The sequence below is a fragment of the Bradyrhizobium sp. Leaf396 genome, from assembly GCF_001424605.1.
GTDB lineage: Bacteria > Pseudomonadota > Alphaproteobacteria > Rhizobiales > Xanthobacteraceae > Bradyrhizobium > Bradyrhizobium japonicum_C.
In genome coordinates this window covers 1-19,526 of record NZ_LMQJ01000011.1, presented here as the reverse complement: position 1 = coordinate 19,526, position 19,526 = coordinate 1, and the positions used below count along the sequence as shown (strand labels likewise).

Below are 19,526 nucleotides of genomic sequence, written 5' to 3'. Positions count from 1 at the left end.
TTGTTCCTAGTCAACTCGGACAGGATCAAACCGTTTCATCCTGCATGAGCCTTGTCGCCAGCGCGGTCTCGCCGCACGCGGTCAGTGGTTGCGAAGCCGCGCCGGAAGGCCGACATTGGGAGGGCGTCCGACGCGCGCTGCCGGACGGATCGGGTGGGGACTTGCGATGAAGATTTCCGACCGTGACGTGTTGCTGGTGATCGACGTGCAGAACGACTTCTGTACCGGCGGGGCCCTCGCCGTTCCCGGAGGCGAGAAGGTCGTCCCGGCCGTCAACAGGATCGCCCAGAAATTCGCCAATGTGGTGCTGACCCAGGACTGGCATCCGCGCGACCACATCTCGTTCGCGCCGAATCATGAGGGCAAGCAGCCCTTCCAGACCATCGAACTCGACTACGGCACCCAGGTGCTATGGCCGCCGCACTGCCTGCAGGGCACGGCCGGGGCCGAATTCCATCGCGATCTCGACGTGACGCGGGCAACCCTTGTGGTGCGCAAGGGCTTTCGCCGTGGCATCGATTCCTACTCGGCGCTGTTCGAGAACGACCATCGGACACCGACCGGTCTGCTCGGCTATTTGCGCGAGCGCGACCTGAAGTCCGTCTTTGTCGCCGACCTGGCGCTGGATTTCTGCGTACGCTTCTCGGCGGAAGATGCGCGTAAGGCAGGGTTGGAGGTAGCCGTCATCGAGGATGCCTGCCGCGGCATCGATCTCGACGGCTCGGTGGCCGCGACCCACAAGAGTTTTCGGGAGTTCGGGATCTCTGTCGTCAGCCTCGAGGCGTTCCTGTGAGGATGTTGAGATAGCCATGGTGGAGAAGGCCGGTAAAGAGCAGGGCCCGGGGCCTGCTCCGGAGGAGCCCATGCTGTGGCCGTTCGCGGCGGCCCGGCTCGCCATGGACGCCTGCTTCTGGTGGATGGAGCGCGGGCCGACCGAGCCGGCCCAGAGCAGCCTGCCATGGACGACGCCGAGCACGGTGGCGCTTGAGCTAGCGACCATGCGCCTGCGCGATTGCTCGCAGGGTCACTCCGGCCAGGCGGCTCTGATCTGTGCACCCTATGCGTTGCATCGGGCCTTGATCGCCGACTTCGCACCGGGGCACAGCGTGGTGCAGTCCCTGCAAGGTGGCGGCATTGGCCGGGTCTATCTCACCGATTGGCGGTCGGCCACGCCCGAGATGCGGTACCTCTCGATCGACAACTATCTCGGCGATCTCAACGTTGCCGTCGACGAGATCGGCGCGCCGGTTGACCTCATCGGGCTTTGCCAGGGTGGATGGCTGTCGCTGCTCTACGCGGCGCGCTTTCCAACGAAGGTGCGGCGGTTGGTCCTGGTCGGTGCTCCCGTGGACGTGTCGATCGCTTCCTCGCTTTCCCGGCTCGCCCGGGACGCGCCCGAGCTGGTTTATGACCAGCTCGTCGCGCGCGGCGGCGGCAATGTCAGCGGCGAGGAGATGCTGCGCCTCTGGTCCAAGGCGCCGAGCCGCGACGATATCGTGGCGGCCCTGCAGCGGGATCTCTCGGACGAGCAGGGGGCGGCGCTGCTCGCGCGGTTCGACCGCTGGAACGCGGAGACGCTCAATCTGCCGGGCAGATACTATCTCGAGATCGTCAACGGGATATTTCGGGAGAACCGGATCGCTAGCGGCAATTTCGTTGCTCTCGGCCGCACTGTTGATCTGAAGGACGTGAGGGTGCCGGTCTTCCTCCTGGCAGGCCTCGATGACGATGTGGTGCCTGCGGCGCAGGCGTTCGCCACTGCCGGCCTCCTCGGCACGCCGCCAGCCTTCATTGCCGCCGCTTCCGAGCAGAGCAATCATCTCGGCCTGTTCATGGGCGCGCGGACCCACGCGCATGCCTGGCCCCGGATCGCTGCGTGGCTGCGTGATGACCTGCCGGGCGCCTTGGCTCGCAGCGCCTGAGCTCGCCGGGCGCGGCGAGGCAGGTTGCGCCCCGGCAAATCCGTTATGCATGAGGGCCGATGGCCTGCACGGGACGCGGTTGATGGGCTACATAGAGTCCGGAGCTGATGGCTTCGGCAAGAATGAGATTTAAGGGTACTGCGCTCGATGACTTTCCACTCGATCTACGCTCACGGATTTGCGCGCGTGGCAGCCTGCGTCACCACGTCCCATGTCGCCGATCCCACGGCCAACGCGAAGGCTGTCCTGGCGGCGGCCGAGGCCTGCCATGAGCAGTCGGCGGCGGTCGCGGTGTTCCCCGAGCTGTGCCTGTCCGGCTATGCGATCGAGGATCTCGTCAAGCAGGACCCGCTGCTCGATGCGGTCGAGCGAGGACTCGCCAGCATTGTTGAGGCTTCCGTTGGACTGATGACGGTCCTGATCGTCGGCGCGCCGTTGCGCTTTGGCAATCGCATCTACAATTGCGCCGTCGTCATTCACCGTGGCAATGTCCTCGGAGTCGTACCGAAGTCTTATCTGCCGACCTACCGCGAATTCTACGAGGGCCGGCATTTCGCTTCCGGCGCGGGCATCTCGGGCGAGACGATCGCCTTTGGCGGCCTGCATGCTCCGTTCGGCGTCGATCTCTTGTTCTCGGCCGAGGACGTCCCGGGCCTCACCATCGGCGTCGAGATCTGCGAGGACATGTGGATCCCGGTGACGCCCGCCTCCGAGCTCGCGCTCGCGGGCGCCAGCGTGCTCATCAACCTTTCGGGCAGCCCGATCACGATCGGCCGGGCCCGCTCGCGCGCTCTCCTGTGCCAATCGACGTCGGCGCGTTGCCTTGCGGCTTACGTCTATGCCGCCGCGGGAGCCGGGGAATCGACCACGGATCTCGCCTGGGACGGCCAGACCTCGATCTACGAGAACGGCGTGCTGCTGGCCGAGGGTGAACGGTTCCGCCAGGGCGGCCAGATCACGCTGGCCGACATCGACCTCGACCTGCTCAGGCAGGAGCGCGCGCTGATGGGAACGTTCGACGACAATCGCCGGCAGCGCGAGGCCTTTTACCGCAAGGTGACGTTCGCCATGAAGCCGCCGGCCGCCGACATCGGCTTCCTGCGAAAGATCGAGCGTTTTCCGTTCGTGCCGAGCGACGAAAGCCTGCTCGAGCAGGATTGCTACGAGGCCTACAACATCCAGGTCGCCGGCCTCGTGCAGCGCATGCGCGCAACCGGCACCAAGCGCGTCGTGATCGGCGTATCCGGAGGCCTCGATTCCACCCACGCGCTGATCGTCGCGGCCAAGGCGGTCGATCTGCTCGGCCTGCCGCGCGAGAACATCCTGGCCTATACCATGCCGGGCTTTGCCACCGGCAGCGAGAGCAAGACCCGCGCGCTGGCGCTGATGCAGGCATTGCACACGAGCTGGCAGGAGCTCGACATCAGGACCACCGCGACGCAGATGCTGAAGGACATCGGCCATCCCTTCGGCAAGGGCGAGAAGGTCTACGACGTCACCTTCGAGAACGTGCAGGCGGGCCTTCGCACCGACTATCTGTTCCGGTTGGCCAACCATCATGGCGGCATCGTCATAGGAACCGGCGATCTCTCCGAGCTCGCACTCGGCTGGTGCACTTATGGCGTTGGCGACCAGATGGCGCATTACAACGTCAATGCCGGCGTGCCGAAGACGTTGATCCAGCACCTCATCCGCTGGGTGATCTCATCCAGGCAATTCAGTGACGACGTCAACAGGACGCTAGGGTCGATCCTTGTTGCCGAGATATCACCGGAGCTCGTGCCGGTGGAGGCCGGCGAGAAGCCGCAGAGCACGGAAGCGGCCGTCGGGCCTTACGAGCTGCAGGATTTCAACCTGTTCTACACGCTACGCTTCGGCATGCGGCCTTCGAAGATTGCCTTCATGGCGCAGCATGCCTGGAAAGACGTTGCCAAGGGCGAATGGCCGCCGGCATTCCCCAACGATCGACGCAGGGCCTATGATCTGCCCGAAATCCGCCGCTGGCTGGAAGTATTCCTGCGCCGCTTCTTCGCGTTCAGCCAGTTCAAGCGCTCGGCCATGCCGAATGGACCCAAGGTCTCGGCTGGCGGTTCGCTTTCGCCGCGCGGCGACTGGCGCGCGCCGTCGGATTCGAGTGCGTCCGCTTGGCTCGAGGATCTTGAACGGAACGTGCCGGGCTGATCGGCTGCCGATCGGCAATGTTGGGGAGGGAGGATTTGATGTCGGCCGGGGACGGCGCGGGTACGGGTGAGGAGGCCAAGGTCACGAACGGCCTCTACATCTTCGACATCGAAATGCGGGACGGCAAGCGCGGGCAGGCCAGAGGCGTGGTCGTGCTCTGCGACGGCCGCATCATGGGCGGCGACAGCTACTTCTGCTACACCGGCAGCTACTCGTTCCGGAACGGCAAATGGCGCGGCGACATGATCGTCAATCAGCACACCGAAGCCGTCGGCAGGATGCTTGCCTTTGGCGGTCGGGAGGTCACCTGCGGCTTTTCCGGCGACTATTTCCCCGGTGGCGCGGAAGTCGAAGGCATGGCGCTGGTCGGCAAGACCAGCGTGACGTTCACGGCGCGGCTGACGCTCAAGGATGCAATGTGAGCGCGACCTGATCTGCTCTACTCATTCCACGGCCACGTTCCTGCTCAGGAACATTCGCACGAACAGAACGTTCGCGTTTGTTGTTGCGATTTGTCGAGGAGAGGGACCATGCGTAAACACTTGATGTTATCGACTGCGGCCATTGGGCTGATGCTCGCATCCGGCTTCGCCTACGCCCAGTCGCCCGGTGAACGAAGGGACGAGCCAAGACGGACCGAGGAACCGGCGAAGGGCGCCGCGCCGCAACGCGGTGCAGCGCAAGAACGCGTTCAAGAGCGCGCACAGGGCGCCCAAGAGCGACTGCAGGGCGCGAGCCGCGAGGAGAAGGGCGGCGCTGCCAAGCAGGAGGCGAACGACGACAAGCGCCAGTCACGCGGTCCTGCCGATCGCAACCAGACGAAAGGCAGGGATCAGGCACAAGAATCCCGCGAGCCTTCGCGCGATCGCAACCGGGAAGCCGAGAGCACGAAGCCGGGACGCGACAGCAAGAGCAGCGCCGAGACCAAGCAGGACAAGTCTGCGCCGCAGAAATCGACCGCGGAGTCCGAGAAGTCCAAGAGCGGCCCTTCCGGCCAGCAGAACGAGCGCGCCGGGACTGCGGCCAACCAGAACGAGCGCAATCAGTCTCAGCCGCCGCGCAATGCCGCCGAGCAACAGCCGGCGCAGCAGAACAACCGGCCGGCCACCGCGACCGACACGAACCGCACCGCACCGACCAACAATGCGCAGACTGCGCCGGCCGCCACCGGCACGCAGACCAATCAAGCCAATCAGACCACGCAGACCAACACGCAGGTCAATCAGCAGGCCCAGGTGACGACCGAGAAGCAGGTGCGGATCTCCGAAACCGCGAGACGCGCGCGCCTGGCCCCGCCGGTACGCAATCTGAACGTCTCGATCCGGGTGGGTGAGACGATCCCGTCACGCGTACGATTGCATAGGCTTCCGCCAGAGATCATTGCGATCGAGCCGCAATACCGGGGCTACGAGTATTTCTCCACCGAAGAGGACATCGTCATCGTGGAGCCGCGCACGCAGCGCATCGTCAGCCAGGTGCCGCGCGATCCCTCGCGAGCCCGTGCGCAGATGGGTGGCTCCGGCACATCGAACGTGGCAGCTGCAGGCAGCAACACGAGCAGCAACTTGAATTGTCGGATCATGCGGCGTGATGCCTCCGGCAATGTCGCCGAGGCAGAGCCGACGACGGTCGGCTCGACCGCGCGCATGGATTCGATGAACGTGACGGTTCAGATGCCGGGCGGCGGCACCTCCGCGCCGATTGCTCTCGACGCTGCCGCCGGCAGCATCCTGGTCGCCACGCAGGGGCAGGGCGACTGCACCGTCACGATCGAACCGCAAGCGCGCTGATCGCCGCGAGGCACTGAAACGACAACGCGCCGCCCGGATGCCCCAGCCGGACGGCGCATTGTTGCGTTCAATCTAGGAAAGCTTCGAGGTCCGGAGTGCCTAGGAGTCCGGACCTCGTCACCTGCCCCAGCCTTCAATCCCCCGCCCCATGTGGTCCCCCAACCCCATGCTGCGCGATCAGTAGGTGATGCCCGTGGAAGTGGCCGCCGATCGATGTCCCGCGATGTACGTGAACGCTGGATAGGATTCCATTCCGGATCACTACGGACACAGATCTCGCTTGCCATGTGTTCGTTCTACATCGGTCACGCGCGTCCGTGCCTGATCTGCTCGGGGTGGCCGGCAAGATGTCCACACCCTCCTTCGTTACGGCGCATCGGCATTCATGGGCCTGTCATTGAACTGGTCTAGCGCTGCTCTCCGTCATTGCTGACGACCGAGGAGCAAGCCATGTCGAAGCCGGTGCTGGGCGCCGCATTGTCCATCAAATCGATCCCCGCGCATCGCGACTGGCTTCTCGAACGGCAGCGTGACCTCGAAATACAGGATTTCTTCCGGGCCGATCTGCTCGACAGCGATTGGCGGAGCACCGCGGGCGAGATCAAGCAGATGCTCGCAGGCCATACCGGGCGCCTCGGCATTCACGGCCCGTTCTGGGGATTCAAGATCGACAGCCACGATCCCATGATCCGCCAGGCGGTGACCAAGCGCTTGCTGCAGGGCCTCGACGCCGCCGAATTCCTCGGCGCGACGCAGATGGTGATCCATTCCCCGTTCACGACCTGGGACCACAACAATCTCGATCTCTATCCTGACAATCGCGGCAATCTGGTCGAACGCGTCAAAGCAACGCTCGCCGAGGTGATCGCGCGGGCCGAGACGATTGGCTGCGAGATCGTGATCGAGAACATCGAAGACAAGGATCCTCGTGACCGCGTGCGCCTCGCCAAGGCGCTCGAAAGCAGCAAGGTTCGCGTCTCGCTCGACACCGGCCACGCCAATTACGCGCATATCTCCACCGGAGCGCCGCCCGTCGACTATTACGTCGAAACTGCGGGCGACATGCTGACACATGTGCATCTGCAGGACACCGACGGATTTGCCGACCGGCACTGGGCGCCGGGCGAAGGCAACATCCCGTGGGTCGCCGTATTCCGGGCGCTGGGACGGCTCACGTCGAACCCGCGGTTGATCCTCGAGCTCCGCAATCACGACGACGTCCGCGCCGGCGCAGCCCATCTCGCCGCGCTCGGGCTCGCCGAATAACCGACATCACAAGGGCAGGGGTCCCATATGAGCAAACTCACCCGTCGTACCATCCTGAAATCCGGCGGCGCTGCCGCGAGCACGCTGCTGCTGCCGCGCTTTGCGATCGCGCAAGGCGACAACCGTCCGTCGGTGACGATCGCCGTGCAGAAGGTGACCAATTCGAACGTGCTCGACGTGCTCCGCGAGCAGTCCAATGTCGGAGAGCGCGTGTTCTTCTCCTCGATCTGGGAAGGCCTGATCTCCAAGAACTGGCGCGGCAATCTCGAAGCCGTGCCCGGCCTTGCCACCGAATGGCGCCGCATCGACGATCAGACCGTCGAAGTGAAGCTGCGCCAGGGCGTCAAGTTCCACAATGGCGACGAGCTCACGGCGGAAGACGTCGTCTTCACCTTCAGCCGCGAGCGCATGTTCGGCGAGACCGAGGCCAAGAACCGCTCCACCATCAGGGCCTTCGAGAAGATCCCGACGCCGCGGCCGGGCAAGGAGCTGCCGCCCGACGTGCCGGCCGTCGCCCGGCGCATCTGGCCGGACCTCGTGCGCGTCGATGCCGTCGACAAGTACACGGTTCGCTTCTACAACGCGACGCCCGACGTCACCATCGAGGGGCGGTTGTCGCGCTACGGCTCCGACATCATGAACCGCCGCGCCTGGGACGAATCGGCGAGCTATCTCGACTGGGCGCGCAAGCCCGTCACCACCGGTCCGTACAAGGTCGTCGAGCTCAAGCCCGACGTGTCGTTGACCCTCGAAGCGCATGACGAATATTGGGGCGGCCGCCCGCCGCTCAAGCGCATCCGTTTCCTCGAAGTGCCCGAGGTCGCGAGCCGCATCAACGGCCTGTTGTCGGGCGAATACCAGTTCGCCTGCGACATCCCGCCGGATCAGATCGCCGGCATCGAGAAGAACTCCGCCTTCGAAGTGCAGGGCGGCACCATCCTCAATCACCGCCTCACCGTGTTCGACAAGAACCACGCCGTGCTCGCCAATCCCTTGGTTCGGCGCGCCTTCACCCATGCGATCGACCGCCAGGCCATCGTCGACAGCCTGTGGGCCGGCCGCACCCGCGTGCCGAAGGGGCTGCAATGGGAGTTCTACGGCGACATGTTCAACGCCGACTGGAACGTGCCCGCCTATGATCCGAAGCTCGCGCAGGATCTGCTCAAGCAGGCCAATTACAAGGGCGATGCGATCCCCTATCGCCTGCTCAACAATTACTACACCAACCAGGTCGCGACCGCGCAGATCCTGGTCGAGATGTGGAAGTCGGTCGGCCTCAACGTTCAGATCGAGACCAAGGAAAACTGGTCGCAGATCATGGAGCGCGGACCGGCACGCGCCGTGCGCGACTGGTCGAACTCGGCTGCGTTCAACGATCCGGTGTCCTCGCTGGTCGCCCAGCACGGCCCGAACGGCCAGCAGCAGCAGATCGGCGAATGGACCAACGCCGAACTGAACAAGCTCTCGGAGTTCCTGGAGACCTCGACCGACCGCGCCGCGCGCAAGAAGGCGTTCCGCCGCATGCTGGAGATCGCCGAGCGCGAGGACCCCGCCTACACCGTGCTGCACCAGAACGCGACCTTCACCGCCAAGCCGAAATCGATCAAGTGGAAGGCCTCGCCTGCCTTCGCGATGGATTTCCGCGCCGGCAATTTCGAGGCCTGAGGTGACGCAGCTGATCGCCATTGCAGGCCTGAGCGTCGCCTTCAGCGGCGTGCCGGTGCTGCGCGGCGTCGATCTCGCTCTGCAAAAGGGCGAGGCGCTCGGCCTCGTCGGCGAGTCCGGCTCCGGCAAGTCGGTGACGTGGCTGGCTGCGCTCGGCCTCCTGCCGCGGCATGCGCAGGTCGCAGGTTCGGTGCGGCTGGACGGACGAGAGATCCTCGGCGCGCCGTCCGCAGAACTCGATCACGTCCGGGGCGGGCGGATCGCCATGATCTTCCAGGATCCTGCCAGCGCGCTCAACCCGGTGCTCACCATCCGCAAGCAGCTTTGCGAAGCGCTGGCGCTGCATCGCGATCTCTCGGGCGAGGCGGTGAAGGCGGAAGCGCGACGGCTGCTCGACCTCGTCGGCATCCCCGACGCGACGCGGCGGCTGTCCGCCTATCCGCACGAGTTCTCCGGCGGCCAGGTCCAGCGCGTCATGATCGCGATGGCACTCGCCGGAAATCCCGATCTGCTGATCGCGGACGAGCCGACCACGGCGCTGGATGCCACTATCCAGGCCCAGATCCTGGAGCTGCTCTCGCTGGTCCGCCGCGAGATGGGCATGGCGATGGTCCTGATCAGCCACGATCTTGGCGTCGTTGCCGAGAATTGCGATCGCGTCGCGGTGATGTATGCCGGGCGCATCGTCGAAGCGGCGCCGAGCAACCAGCTTTTCGCCGATCCCGTGCATCCCTATGCGCAGGGCCTGATCGGCGCATTGCCGCCGCTCGACGGGCCGCGTCGGCGCCTCACTGCCATTCCTGGAACGGTGCCTGATCCGGCGCACATGCCGAGCGGCTGCGCCTATGCGCCGCGCTGCGCGCTTGCCGGCGAATCGTGTGGCCTTGCTGCGCCGACCCTGGCGCCGATCGCCGATGACCGCAGCGTCGCCTGTGTCCGCGCCGAGGCTTCGCGCCGCGCGGTGCTCGGGATGGCTGCGGAATGAGGCCTCCGCTCGTCGAAGTGTCCGCGATCTCGCGCAGCTATGCCATGCGCTCGGGTATGTTCGGACGCGCGACGGCCGTTCATGCCGTCGACGGCGTGTCGCTCACGATTGCCAAGGGAGAGACGCTCGGCCTCGTCGGCGAGTCCGGCTCGGGCAAGTCGACCACGGGCCGCATCGTGCTCGGCCTCGAGCCGCCCGACAGCGGCGATGTGCGGTTCGAGGGCAGGCCCATGGCTGCGCCGGGAACGGCCGCGTGGCGGGCGCAGCGGGCGCGGATGCAGATGATCTTCCAGGACCCGCTGGGGGCGCTGGACCGGCGCTTGCCCGTCGCGGTTCAAATCCGAGAGCCGCTCGACATTCACGGCCTCGGCACGCCCGCCGAGCGCGAAGATCGCGTCCGGGAGCTGCTGCGCGCGGTCGAGCTGACACCGGCCCACGGCGCGCGCTATCCTGGCGCGCTCTCCGGCGGCCAGCGCCAACGCGTCGTGCTGGCGCGAGCACTGGCCACGAAACCCGATTTCCTTGTTTGCGACGAGCCAGTCAGCGCGCTCGACGTCTCGATCCAGGCGCAGGTCGTGAACCTGCTTTGCGACCTGCAGGCACAACTATCGCTGACGCTGCTGTTCATCAGCCACGATCTGCGCGTCGTCAGGCAGATCAGCAACGTCGTGGCCGTGATGTATCTCGGCCGCATCGTCGAGATCGGCAGCGCCGACGATCTGTTTGCGCGGCCCGAGCATCCCTACACCCAGGCGCTGGTCTCGGCCTCGCCCGCGCCTGGCCGCCGCAGCGCGGGCCGTATCGTTCTGTCAGGCGATCCGCCGAACCCGGCCGCGCGGCCGAACGGCTGCGCCTTCCATCCGCGCTGTCCGCGCGCCGTCCCGCGCTGTGCCAGCGAGGTGCCGGCGCTCCTGGCTGTCGGCGGCAACCGCCAGGTGGCCTGCCATCTCGTCACGGGCGCCGAGACACGGGACGCCGCCTGATGGGACGCTATCTCGCCATTCGGATCGGACGCGCCGCGCTCACGATCGTCCTCGTCGTCACCTTCGCCTTCATCGTGCTGCGACTCTCCGGGGATCCCGCGCTGATGATTTTGGGACCCGAGGCGCCGCCGGAGGTGCTCGCAGCGTTCCGCAAGGCCTGGGGCCTCGATGATCCCATCTGGGCTCAGTATTTCGACTATTTCGGCGCCATCGCCAAAGGCGAGCTAGGCCGCTCGATGCGCGACGGCCGGCCTGCGATCGAGCTGGTGCTGGAGCGGATTCCGGCAACGCTGGCGCTGACCTTGCCGGCCTTCTTCTTCAAGGTCGCGCTCGGCATTCCCGCCGGCATCTACGCTGCGCTGCATCGCGGCTCGGGAATTGATCGCGCCGTGATGATGACGGCAGTGGCCGGCTTCACGGTGCCGAGCTTCGTGCTGGCGCTGCTCTTGGTCCTCGTCTTCGCCGTGCAGCTCGGCTGGCTGCCGTCAGGCGGGCAGGACAGCTGGCGTCACGCCATCCTGCCGATCACGACGCTGAGCCTCGGCGGCGCCGCGGTGCTGGCACGCTTCACCCGGAGCGCGATGCTGGAGGTGCTGGGCCAGCCCTACATTCGCACGGCTTCCGCCAAGGGCGTGCCGTGGCGCAAGGTGGTGACGTCGCACGCGCTGCCGAACGCAGCGATCCCGACCGTGACCATTCTCGGCTTCATGGTCGGCACGCTGATCGCGGGCGCGGTCGTGGTCGAGAGCGTCTTTGCCTGGCCGGGAGTAGGGCGGCTTCTCGTCGTCGCCGTCGCCAACCGCGATCTCGCCGTCGTGCAGTGCATCCTGTTGCTGGTCGCGATGACCATGGTGACGTCCAATTTGATCGTCGATTTCCTCTACGGCTTTCTCGACCCGCGCCTGCGCACCAAAGGAGCGCACGCATGACCGATGCCACGCTGAAGGATACGTCTGTCCGCCGCCACATCAACCTGCCGGCCATTCCCGTCTCGGTGGCGCTGGCGGTGGCCTGGATCGTCGCGATGCTGCTGATCGCGGCCTTCGCCGAGAAGATCGCGCCGTACGGCTATACCCAGCTCGACCTGCGCAACCGGCTGGCGGCGCCCGGCAATGCTGCGCATTGGCTCGGCACCGACGAGCTCGGCCGGGACGTGCTGTCGCGTCTTCTCGTCTCCATCCGCATCTCGCTGCTGATCGCGTTCGGCGCCACCGCCATCTCGGCCATCGTCGGCACCACGCTCGGCTTCCTCGCCGCGCATTTCCGCGGGGCTGTAGAGCAGCTCGTGCTGATGCTGTCCGACTTCCAGGCCAGCATGCCGTTCCTCATCATGGCGCTTGCGGTGCTCGCCTTCTTCGGCAACTCGCTGCCGCTTCTGGTCGGCCTGATGGGCCTGTTCGGCTGGGAGCGCTATGCCCGCATCGCGCGTGGTCTTGCCATCTCGGCCAATGCGCAAGGTTATGCGGCCGCGGTGCGCCAGCTCGGTGCGACGCCGTCGCGGATCTATCTTCGGCACATCCTGCCCAATATCGCCTCGACGCTGATCGTCTCGACCACGCTGGTGTTTCCCGAGGTGATCCTGATGGAATCCGGCCTGTCGTTCCTCGGCCTCGGGGTGCAGCCGCCGATGACCAGCCTCGGCAACATGGTCGGCTACGGCCGGGAATATCTGACCCGTGCGCCCTGGATCATGCTGGCACCGGCGACCACCATCGTGGTGACCACGCTGGCCGTCTCCGTGATAGGCGACTGGCTGCGCGACCGGCTCGATCCAACCCTGCAATAGGCACGCGGGCCAGGAGGGTCCGCGCCGGGAGCAGGGGAGCCCTGTCCGGGCCAAGTTCCCGTTGCGCCCGCACGGTCCGTGCGCTATCCGGCCGGAAAGGCCTGAGGCGGCTCCACATTTTCCCGCCCGGCTGCAAACCCGAGGACGGAAACCGCCATGCCAGCCTATCGCTCCCGCACCACCACACACGGCCGCAACATGGCGGGCGCCCGCGGCCTCTGGCGCGCGACGGGCATGAAGGATGCCGATTTCGGCAAGCCGATCATCGCGGTCGTCAACTCCTTCACCCAGTTCGTGCCGGGCCACGTCCACCTCAAGGACCTCGGCCAGCTCGTGGCACGCGAGATCGAGCAAGCCGGCGGAGTCGCAAAGGAATTCAACACCATCGCCGTCGATGACGGCATAGCCATGGGCCATGACGGCATGCTCTACAGCCTGCCGTCGCGCGAGCTCATCGCCGACAGCGTCGAGTACATGGCCAACGCCCATTGCGCCGACGGCCTCGTCTGCATCTCCAATTGCGACAAGATCACGCCCGGCATGCTGATGGCCGCGCTGCGGCTCAACATCCCCGCCGTGTTCGTCTCGGGCGGGCCGATGGAGGCCGGCAAGGTCAAGCTGCAGGGCAAGACCAAAGCCGTCGACCTCATCGACGCCATGGTGGCGGCCGCCGACTCCAAGGTCAGTGACGAGGACGTCAAGGTGATCGAGCGCTCGGCCTGTCCGACCTGCGGCTCCTGCTCGGGCATGTTCACCGCCAATTCCATGAACTGCCTGACCGAGGCGCTCGGCCTCGCGCTGCCCGGCAACGGTTCGGTGGTGGCAACCCATGCCGACCGCAGGCGCCTGTTCGTCGAGGCCGGCCACACCATCGTCGATCTCGTCCGCCGCTACTACGAGCAGGACGATGCCAGCGTGCTGCCGCGCAACATCGCGAACTTCAAGGCATTCGAGAACGCGATGACGCTGGACATCGCCATGGGCGGGTCGACCAACACCGTGCTGCATCTGCTCGCCGCCGCCCATGAAGGGCAGGTGGCTTTCACCATGAAGGACATCGACCGGCTGTCGCGCCGCGTGCCCGTGCTCTGCAAGGTCGCCCCGTCGGTTGCGGACGTACACGTCGAGGACGTGCATCGTGCCGGCGGCATCATGGGCATTCTCGGCGAGCTCGATCGCGCCGGCCTGATCGACACCTCGGTGTCGACCGTGCACGCGCCGACCATGAACGAGGCGCTGGAACGCTGGGACATCAAGCGCACCAAGAGCGAGGCGGTGCGGACCTTCTACCGCGCGTCGCCGGGCGGGATCCCGACCCAGGTCGCCTTCAGCCAGGAGCGCCGCTACGACGAACTCGACGCCGACCGCGAGAAGGGCGTCGTGCGCGATCTCGACCACGCCTTCAGCAAGGACGGCGGTCTTGCCGTGCTCTACGGCAACCTGGCGCAGGACGGCTGCATCGTGAAGACCGCCGGCGTCGATGCCTCGATCCTGAAATTCTCCGGTCCCGCGCGCGTGTTCGAAAGCCAGGATGCCGCCGTCGAGGGCATCCTGGGCGGCAAGGTCGTCGCCGGCGAGGTCGTGGTCATCATCTACGAAGGCCCGCGCGGCGGCCCCGGCATGCAGGAGATGCTCTACCCCACGAGCTATCTGAAATCGATGGGCCTCGGCAAAGCCTGCGCGCTCGTCACCGACGGCCGCTTCTCGGGCGGTTCGTCCGGCCTGTCGATCGGCCATCTCTCGCCGGAAGCGGCCGAGGGCGGCAATATCGGTCTCGTGCGCACGGGCGATATCATCGCCATCGACATCCCGAACCGCAGCATCAACCTCGAAGTCTCCGACGAGGAGCTCGCCAGGCGCCGCGCAGCGGAGGAGGCCAAGGGCGATTCCGCCTGGCAGGCGCAAGGCCGCAAGCGCAACGTCTCGACCGCGCTCCAGGCATACGCTGCGCTCACAACCAGTGCCGCGCGTGGCGCGGTGCGGGAGGTGAAGCGACGCGTGAAGTAAGCCCGCGCCGTTCGCCTCACGCGCATGGTCAACAAGTTCTGAACGGCCGGCGATAGCCGGCCGTTCGCATTAAGGATGCCCCCACGAAGTTCGGCAGCCCAGGATTTTGCGGCGTATACTGGCGCGACCTTCGCAAATCCATTTCGGGCAACTGGGGCACCACCGCAATGTCTCGTACTCTTGCTGTCGTCTTCTCAACGGCCGTCGCCGCGATTTCCATGACGGGCGCAGCCTCCGCTGGCTGCTACAATTGCTATGCGCCGCCGCCCTGCACGACCTGTTACCAGCAGCAATATGTGCCCCCGCAATACCGCACTGTCGACGAGACCGTGATGGTGTCGCCGGGCTCAGTCGTCGCACACCGCACGCCGGCGCAGTACCGCACCGTGATGGTGCCGCAGACCGTGATGGTGGCGCCGCCCAGCGTCCAGTACGAGCGCATCCCGCCGCAATACGCCACGCGCCAGCGCGTCGAAATGGTCTCGCCCGGCTATTCCTACTACGCCCCGGTGCAGATGAACTGCGCGTCCTGCGGCTACTGAGCCCAGACGCAGCTAGGAAGAACCTGCGGCGCTCCTCTCGGGGGGCGCCGCTTTCTTTTTGCGAGATGTGAGGGGCGGGCACTATGAACCGGTAAGCCCGGAACGAGACAAAACGGCATGAACTCGTTCCTGACAACCGTTGAGCGACCGCAACTCGGGATGGTCGCTGCCCTCGTTGGATCGCTGATGTGCGCGGTCGCGATTGTCTGGTCGATCGGGTCGACCGACCGCGTCACCTATCTGGGTGCGGACCACGGTCAGGAACAGACGGCCGCGCACGTCCGCCTCAAGACGCTCCCTCAAGGAAGCTATGTGATCGAGCGAGGACCAATCTATCAGGCGATGCGCGCAGGGTGCCGTTACGACCTCAATTTCAGCCCTCAGTTCGGCCGCCACGTCAGCGACCGCCAGAGAACGAAGTATATCAGGAGCGCCGTGCTGGTTGACTGTCCTCCAGCTAAGACCAAAGCGGCCGCTTCAACTGTCCGGCTCACGGAATAGCCACCCTGTTCGACACCACTCTTCGGAGCCGCAACCGGTCGGTAAGCGTGATGTAGACCGACCTCGGGCGCCGGGCGGACGGAAGCGAGAACCAGAGCTGCGTCAGGCTAAACGGCTCGCCGAGGTCGCAGAATCCGTAGAGTCTCGTGTTCCTGACATTGTAGATGTCGACCCACGTGCGAGATGCAGCGGCGTTGAGCCCGCACGGCGGCAGCTTCGGCGACGCCGCAAACAGCGCTGGCGAGTAGTCATTCCAGTTGACGACCGTCAGCCCGACAATGAGCGTTGGTCCAAAAACGAACTGGCCGGCGTATTGGAGCACCGGACGTGGAAACGGCTGCGCCAGTGCCGGTGCCGCAAATCCAGCCAGAAGCGCGGCGGTCAGCAGAATTCGCTTCAAGCTCATATCGATCCTCCCTCGAACGTATGGGCCAAGGCTAACGACGATCAGCCTAAGCCCTTTGATCGTGCTCAACTCGGAGGCTCGTTCCCCTTGGCGGCGAGCACCTTTCAGGTAAGGACATTGCTACGACAGCTCGTCGAAACGCGGCCCCCTCGGGGGTCCCAAAACCCGATCACGCCGCCAGCACCAAGTTCGCGTTGCCTTCCCCGACCGACTGCGTTAAGCGACACCCACTCCCGGACTGGAAGGGTGGCCGAGCGGTTTAAGGCACCGGTCTTGAAAACCGGCGTGCCCGCAAGGGTACCGTGGGTTCGAATCCCACCCCTTCCGCCAGTATCCACTCCTCCAAACGGCAATAGTTAAGGGATTGGACCTTCTACGATTTTCTGAGGCGACCTGAGGGTGGCGCGAAGTAGCTACGGTGACAAGCTACGAACTCTGTCACCAAGCGGAGACCGGCAGGGTACCTCGCGTTTCTTCATCGGCAGCTGAGTTCTGGTGTGAGATTGTAGACTGCTGCGGCGATGCAGACGCTGGTCTGCCTGCCCGGCCGATGCGGGAGTTCGAACTTTAGGAGAGGGGGCTACGGCACGACCAATACTGGTACCATTCCATTCGCCAGGACCTCGGATGTTTGACTTCCCAAAAACAGCCTCCTAAGGCCGCGTCGCCCGTGAGATGCCATGACGATCAAGTCGCAACCTTTGGACTTTGCTGTTTCGATGATTGCAGTAGCCGGGTGCGAATTCGGAACATGCAGAAAGTCTGAAGAAACGCCGATTTCCTCCGCCATCGATCGAACCACCTTTAACACATTGTGCGCGTGCTCCTTATGAGCTGCCTCGTAGCTATCGATCTCGTCCTGAGACGGTAGGATCGCCGAGGTGTGCCCACTCCCATAGTCAATGTACATTGCCTCCGTCACTGTAATGATCGTTGCTTTGGCGTTTAGAGCCTTGGCAAGGGCGAGTCCGTGTCTGACGCCTTTGTTCGCAAGCTCTGATCCATCGGTGCTCAAGAGGATGTTGGTATACATTCGATCTCCTCCCCGATCTGGCCAATCACCCGACGCGAATTTGTTCGTGCGCGGATGTCGAACTAGCGGCTATCCACCAGCGGCATAAAAAGTCGCTCAACGACTCATGGTGCGATTGAGCAAAAACGACTTTATTCATCGAACAGGCAATAGCGCGGCACTACTTGGTGAGCGTATCCTTGTATATTTTTCCGTCTTTCATGATGATTTTGAGATTGTTGACGGGGTCGGCAAGAAGGCTGATATCGTTCAACGGATTTCCGTCGACGAGCAGCAAATCCGCTAATGCGCCTTGTTCCACAACGCCGAGTTTGCCGGGATAAGGATTCCGCTTGCCGGATAAGGCCAGCAGTTCGGCATTGGTCGATGTAGCCATGGTCAGCGCTTCGGCGGGCGTGTACCAGCGGGCGAGTGAGGCCAGGATGGCCCCCTGTTGTCGCGCTAGCGCTGCAGAGAACAGAACATCGGTTCCCCACGCCGTCTTGATCTTGTACTTCCTCGCCAATTCGTAGGATCTCGCTATCCCGGGCCAGACCTCATCGGCCTTGGCTCTTTGAACTGAGCCTACTGGAAAGCCCAACCTCAATTCTTCGGGCAGAGGCTGCATACTCAGCCAAACACCCCTGTCTGCAATCAGTTTTGCTGTCTGTTCGTCCATGAGGAAGGCGTGTTCGATACACTTTACTCCGGCTGCAAGTGCTCCTCGAATCGCCGCAGGCGTGAAGGCATGAGCCGTGACGTAGGTGCCCCAATTCTCAGCGGCTTCAACGGCAGCACGTATTTCGGGTTCGGTGAAAGTGGTCACGTCGATCGGACTGAAAGGCGACGACACTCCGCCGCCGGCCGTCAACTTGATTTGTGAAGCGCCTTGCATGAGCTGTTCGCGGGCACGGACGCGGACCTCGTCCGGGCTGTCCGCAACCATCGCGCCGCCGGTCTGCTCCATGCGGGTGAGCATACCGCCGATCGTTCGTGGTAAATCTATAAGCTGGCGAAAATCCCCATGGCCACTCGTCACAGTAATGACGGCGCCTGAGGGATAAATGCGTGGACCCTTGATGATACCTTCGTCAATGGCGCTCTTAAGACCAAATACCGGACCGCCCACATCTCGAACAGTAGTAAAACCGCGCATCAGGGTGTGCGTAGCCTCGTCGCCAGCAACAAGATTGAGGTAGCCGACATCGCCAAATGATTGCACCGGGGTAACTCGGATCAACATCGCATGCCAATGGTTATCGATGAGGCCGGGCATCAGTGTGCGTCCGCCGCCTTCGATATTGCGAATTTCCGCGAGGCTATCCACCGCTAGTGGGTGTAGGGAAATTGTTTCGATCTTGTTACCACGGACCAAGACATTGGAGGGAGCAGACAGCGTGGTGCTCTTGCCGTCGAAGATGCGGACATTCTGAAATAGCGTAGTCCCCCCTTCTGCCGGAGGCGCCTGCTGCGCTAGACATACTCCACCAAACCAACTCGACAGCGCCACCGCGACGGCCAGTGAACGACAGGTTGCGCTACCTCGCATTCGCCGCCCCATGCCCAGAGTAATCGAGAAAACTCCCAGCATCACCCGCGTATTCCCCCTCTATGTTCTGTATCAGCGACAGGATATCTTTACGAATGATCAGAGCGGATCGCTCTGATTGCGCCGAACGATTTTCAGAGCCAGGGAGATTGCGCCAGCAACAAGAAAGGCAATGCCGATAGCGGTGAAGCCGGCCGACTCGCTGCTTAAGCCGACCGCTGTCAGCAGCAAACCAAAAAGCAGGAGGAGCATACCCGCGAGCTTCTTGACCAGAAGGATTGGTCTTTCAACTACGATCGCCATCAGCGTACTCCCTTCTTATTGATCAATTCTCGCTATGTCGCTCCACCGCCGCCCCCATGCGTAGGGTCAGCCTGACCTGCGCCGTGGGATGTTAGGCCACGCCGAGGACAAATCCGAGCACCCACACTCGGCCGGGAATTCAGCAGGCATGACAAGGCGCCACAACGATGACTAACGCCAATGCCTGTAACCGCAAATGCGACGCCCTCTGCGCCACCAGCACTCCCAGCGACGACGCCGACGCCGACGCCGACGATGACGTTCCGGGAGGGGCCGCGGTGGCGGGCCTAAGCCAACTTGCGCCTTCTGTTTCAGATTGCTCGACTCGGCCGGAAGGTCTTTGGAAAGTGCAAGCGGTATGGCATTGGCCTCGCTGGGCCGCAGAGTAACGCCGCAACCCGCGGCGAAGGTGACACACAAAAGTCCACGAAGCGCGGCGCGACGATCGACGGTGCTCATGGTTCGATCCTCTTGTTTCGTTGCTTCTTATTCTTCGAACTCAAGACATGTGGCACTGAACTTCCTCCGAATGAGTGGACACCTGTAGTAGGCTCGTTGAGCCTGGAGGTGTTGAATGGAACGTGCACGTCGGTCGTTTACTGAAGAGTACAAGCGCGAGGCGGCGGGG

18 protein-coding genes and 1 tRNA gene are annotated in these 19,526 nt (G+C 64.2%); 15 read left to right on the top strand and 4 right to left on the bottom strand.

Annotated elements, in window-relative coordinates; genetic code table 11:
- Positions 1-166 precede the first annotated feature (166 nt).
- From pncA to ASG57_RS12490, 14 genes are all read left to right on the top strand, one after another.
- The gene (gene pncA, locus ASG57_RS12555; RefSeq protein WP_057196430.1) at positions 167-793 is read left to right on the top strand and encodes a bifunctional nicotinamidase/pyrazinamidase; all 627 of its coding nucleotides are present in this window, start codon (positions 167-169) and stop codon (positions 791-793) included.
- A 16-nt stretch (positions 794-809) separates the two neighbouring features.
- Complete coding sequence (locus ASG57_RS12550; protein WP_057196429.1) at positions 810-1,922, top strand: alpha/beta fold hydrolase; 1,113 nt, start codon at positions 810-812, stop codon at positions 1,920-1,922.
- A 147-nt stretch (positions 1,923-2,069) separates the two neighbouring features.
- Positions 2,070-4,103 (top strand): NAD(+) synthase, encoded by a 2,034-nt coding sequence (locus ASG57_RS12545; protein WP_057196428.1) that lies wholly within the window; start codon positions 2,070-2,072, stop codon positions 4,101-4,103.
- Positions 4,104-4,141: 38 nt separating this feature from the next.
- A complete protein-coding gene (locus ASG57_RS12540; RefSeq protein ID WP_024341870.1) occupies positions 4,142-4,525 on the top strand; it encodes a GrlR family regulatory protein in 384 nt (127 codons plus the stop codon).
- A 108-nt stretch (positions 4,526-4,633) separates the two neighbouring features.
- On the top strand, positions 4,634-5,893 hold the full coding sequence (locus ASG57_RS12535) for a DUF1236 domain-containing protein (RefSeq protein ID WP_024341869.1): 1,260 nt from the start codon (positions 4,634-4,636) through the stop codon (positions 5,891-5,893).
- Between the two features lie 450 nt (positions 5,894-6,343).
- A complete protein-coding gene (locus ASG57_RS12530; RefSeq protein ID WP_057196475.1) occupies positions 6,344-7,159 on the top strand; it encodes a sugar phosphate isomerase/epimerase family protein in 816 nt (271 codons plus the stop codon).
- 27 nt (positions 7,160-7,186) lie between these two features.
- On the top strand, positions 7,187-8,824 hold the full coding sequence (locus ASG57_RS12525; protein WP_057196427.1) for an ABC transporter substrate-binding protein: 1,638 nt from the start codon (positions 7,187-7,189) through the stop codon (positions 8,822-8,824).
- 1 nt (position 8,825) lies between these two features.
- Positions 8,826-9,809, top strand: a complete 984-nt coding sequence (locus tag ASG57_RS12520; protein ID WP_057196426.1) for an ABC transporter ATP-binding protein — start codon at positions 8,826-8,828, stop codon at positions 9,807-9,809.
- Positions 9,806-10,792, top strand: coding sequence for an ABC transporter ATP-binding protein (locus ASG57_RS12515; protein ID WP_024341865.1), 987 nt, complete (start codon positions 9,806-9,808; stop codon positions 10,790-10,792). The genes ASG57_RS12520 and ASG57_RS12515 overlap by 4 nt, the downstream gene beginning before the upstream one ends.
- Positions 10,792-11,721 (top strand): ABC transporter permease, encoded by a 930-nt coding sequence (locus tag ASG57_RS12510; protein WP_024341864.1) that lies wholly within the window; start codon positions 10,792-10,794, stop codon positions 11,719-11,721. Before ASG57_RS12515 ends, ASG57_RS12510 begins: the two co-directional genes overlap by 1 nt.
- Entirely contained in the window at positions 11,718-12,578 is an 861-nt protein-coding gene (locus tag ASG57_RS12505; RefSeq protein WP_057196425.1) for an ABC transporter permease, read from the top strand. The genes ASG57_RS12510 and ASG57_RS12505 overlap by 4 nt, the downstream gene beginning before the upstream one ends.
- A 156-nt stretch (positions 12,579-12,734) precedes the next feature.
- Positions 12,735-14,585, top strand: a complete 1,851-nt coding sequence (ilvD, locus tag ASG57_RS12500; RefSeq protein WP_057196424.1) for a dihydroxy-acid dehydratase — start codon at positions 12,735-12,737, stop codon at positions 14,583-14,585.
- A gap of 218 nt (positions 14,586-14,803) precedes the next feature.
- On the top strand, positions 14,804-15,127 hold the full coding sequence (locus ASG57_RS12495; protein WP_035697870.1) for a hypothetical protein: 324 nt from the start codon (positions 14,804-14,806) through the stop codon (positions 15,125-15,127).
- Between the two features lie 117 nt (positions 15,128-15,244).
- Positions 15,245-15,628, top strand: a complete 384-nt coding sequence (locus ASG57_RS12490) for a hypothetical protein (protein WP_057196423.1) — start codon at positions 15,245-15,247, stop codon at positions 15,626-15,628.
- Here ASG57_RS12490 and ASG57_RS12485 read toward each other — a convergent pair.
- Entirely contained in the window at positions 15,618-16,034 is a 417-nt protein-coding gene (locus ASG57_RS12485) for a hypothetical protein (protein WP_057196422.1), read from the bottom strand. The two genes, ASG57_RS12490 and ASG57_RS12485, sit on opposite strands and share 11 nt — an antisense overlap.
- 240 nt (positions 16,035-16,274) lie before the next feature.
- Between ASG57_RS12485 and ASG57_RS12480 the strand changes: the two genes are divergently transcribed.
- Positions 16,275-16,364, top strand: a tRNA-Ser gene (locus tag ASG57_RS12480).
- 250 nt (positions 16,365-16,614) lie between these two features.
- Here ASG57_RS12480 and ASG57_RS12475 read toward each other — a convergent pair.
- From ASG57_RS12475 to ASG57_RS12465, 3 genes are all read right to left on the bottom strand, one after another.
- Positions 16,615-17,067, bottom strand: a complete 453-nt coding sequence (locus ASG57_RS12475) for a universal stress protein (RefSeq protein WP_057196421.1) — start codon at positions 17,065-17,067, stop codon at positions 16,615-16,617.
- A gap of 160 nt (positions 17,068-17,227) precedes the next feature.
- The gene (locus tag ASG57_RS12470; RefSeq protein WP_080654941.1) at positions 17,228-18,595 is read right to left on the bottom strand and encodes a metal-dependent hydrolase family protein; all 1,368 of its coding nucleotides are present in this window, start codon (positions 18,593-18,595) and stop codon (positions 17,228-17,230) included.
- Positions 18,596-18,694: 99 nt separating this feature from the next.
- On the bottom strand, positions 18,695-18,898 hold the full coding sequence (locus tag ASG57_RS12465; protein WP_051160721.1) for a hypothetical protein: 204 nt from the start codon (positions 18,896-18,898) through the stop codon (positions 18,695-18,697).
- Positions 18,899-19,526 lie beyond the last annotated feature (628 nt).

Bases quoted from the DNA above. Each gene is read 5' to 3' on its own strand.
- pncA (WP_057196430.1), top strand. From the start codon at position 167: ATGAAGATTTCCGACCGTGACGTGTTGCTGGTGATCGACGTGCAGAAC.
- ASG57_RS12550 (WP_057196429.1), top strand. From the start codon at position 810: ATGGTGGAGAAGGCCGGTAAAGAGCAGGGCCCGGGGCCTGCTCCGGAG.
- ASG57_RS12545 (WP_057196428.1), top strand. From the start codon at position 2,070: ATGACTTTCCACTCGATCTACGCTCACGGATTTGCGCGCGTGGCAGCC.
- ASG57_RS12540 (WP_024341870.1), top strand. From the start codon at position 4,142: ATGTCGGCCGGGGACGGCGCGGGTACGGGTGAGGAGGCCAAGGTCACG.
- ASG57_RS12535 (WP_024341869.1), top strand. From the start codon at position 4,634: ATGCGTAAACACTTGATGTTATCGACTGCGGCCATTGGGCTGATGCTC.
- ASG57_RS12530 (WP_057196475.1), top strand. From the start codon at position 6,344: ATGTCGAAGCCGGTGCTGGGCGCCGCATTGTCCATCAAATCGATCCCC.
- ASG57_RS12525 (WP_057196427.1), top strand. From the start codon at position 7,187: ATGAGCAAACTCACCCGTCGTACCATCCTGAAATCCGGCGGCGCTGCC.
- ASG57_RS12515 (WP_024341865.1), top strand. From the start codon at position 9,806: ATGAGGCCTCCGCTCGTCGAAGTGTCCGCGATCTCGCGCAGCTATGCC.
- ASG57_RS12510 (WP_024341864.1), top strand. From the start codon at position 10,792: ATGGGACGCTATCTCGCCATTCGGATCGGACGCGCCGCGCTCACGATC.
- ASG57_RS12505 (WP_057196425.1), top strand. From the start codon at position 11,718: ATGACCGATGCCACGCTGAAGGATACGTCTGTCCGCCGCCACATCAAC.
- ilvD (WP_057196424.1), top strand. From the start codon at position 12,735: ATGCCAGCCTATCGCTCCCGCACCACCACACACGGCCGCAACATGGCG.
- ASG57_RS12495 (WP_035697870.1), top strand. From the start codon at position 14,804: ATGACGGGCGCAGCCTCCGCTGGCTGCTACAATTGCTATGCGCCGCCG.
- ASG57_RS12490 (WP_057196423.1), top strand. From the start codon at position 15,245: ATGAACTCGTTCCTGACAACCGTTGAGCGACCGCAACTCGGGATGGTC.
- ASG57_RS12485 (WP_057196422.1), bottom strand. From the start codon at position 16,034: ATGAGCTTGAAGCGAATTCTGCTGACCGCCGCGCTTCTGGCTGGATTT.
- ASG57_RS12475 (WP_057196421.1), bottom strand. From the start codon at position 17,067: ATGTATACCAACATCCTCTTGAGCACCGATGGATCAGAGCTTGCGAAC.
- ASG57_RS12470 (WP_080654941.1), bottom strand. From the start codon at position 18,595: ATGCGAGGTAGCGCAACCTGTCGTTCACTGGCCGTCGCGGTGGCGCTG.
- ASG57_RS12465 (WP_051160721.1), bottom strand. From the start codon at position 18,898: ATGGCGATCGTAGTTGAAAGACCAATCCTTCTGGTCAAGAAGCTCGCG.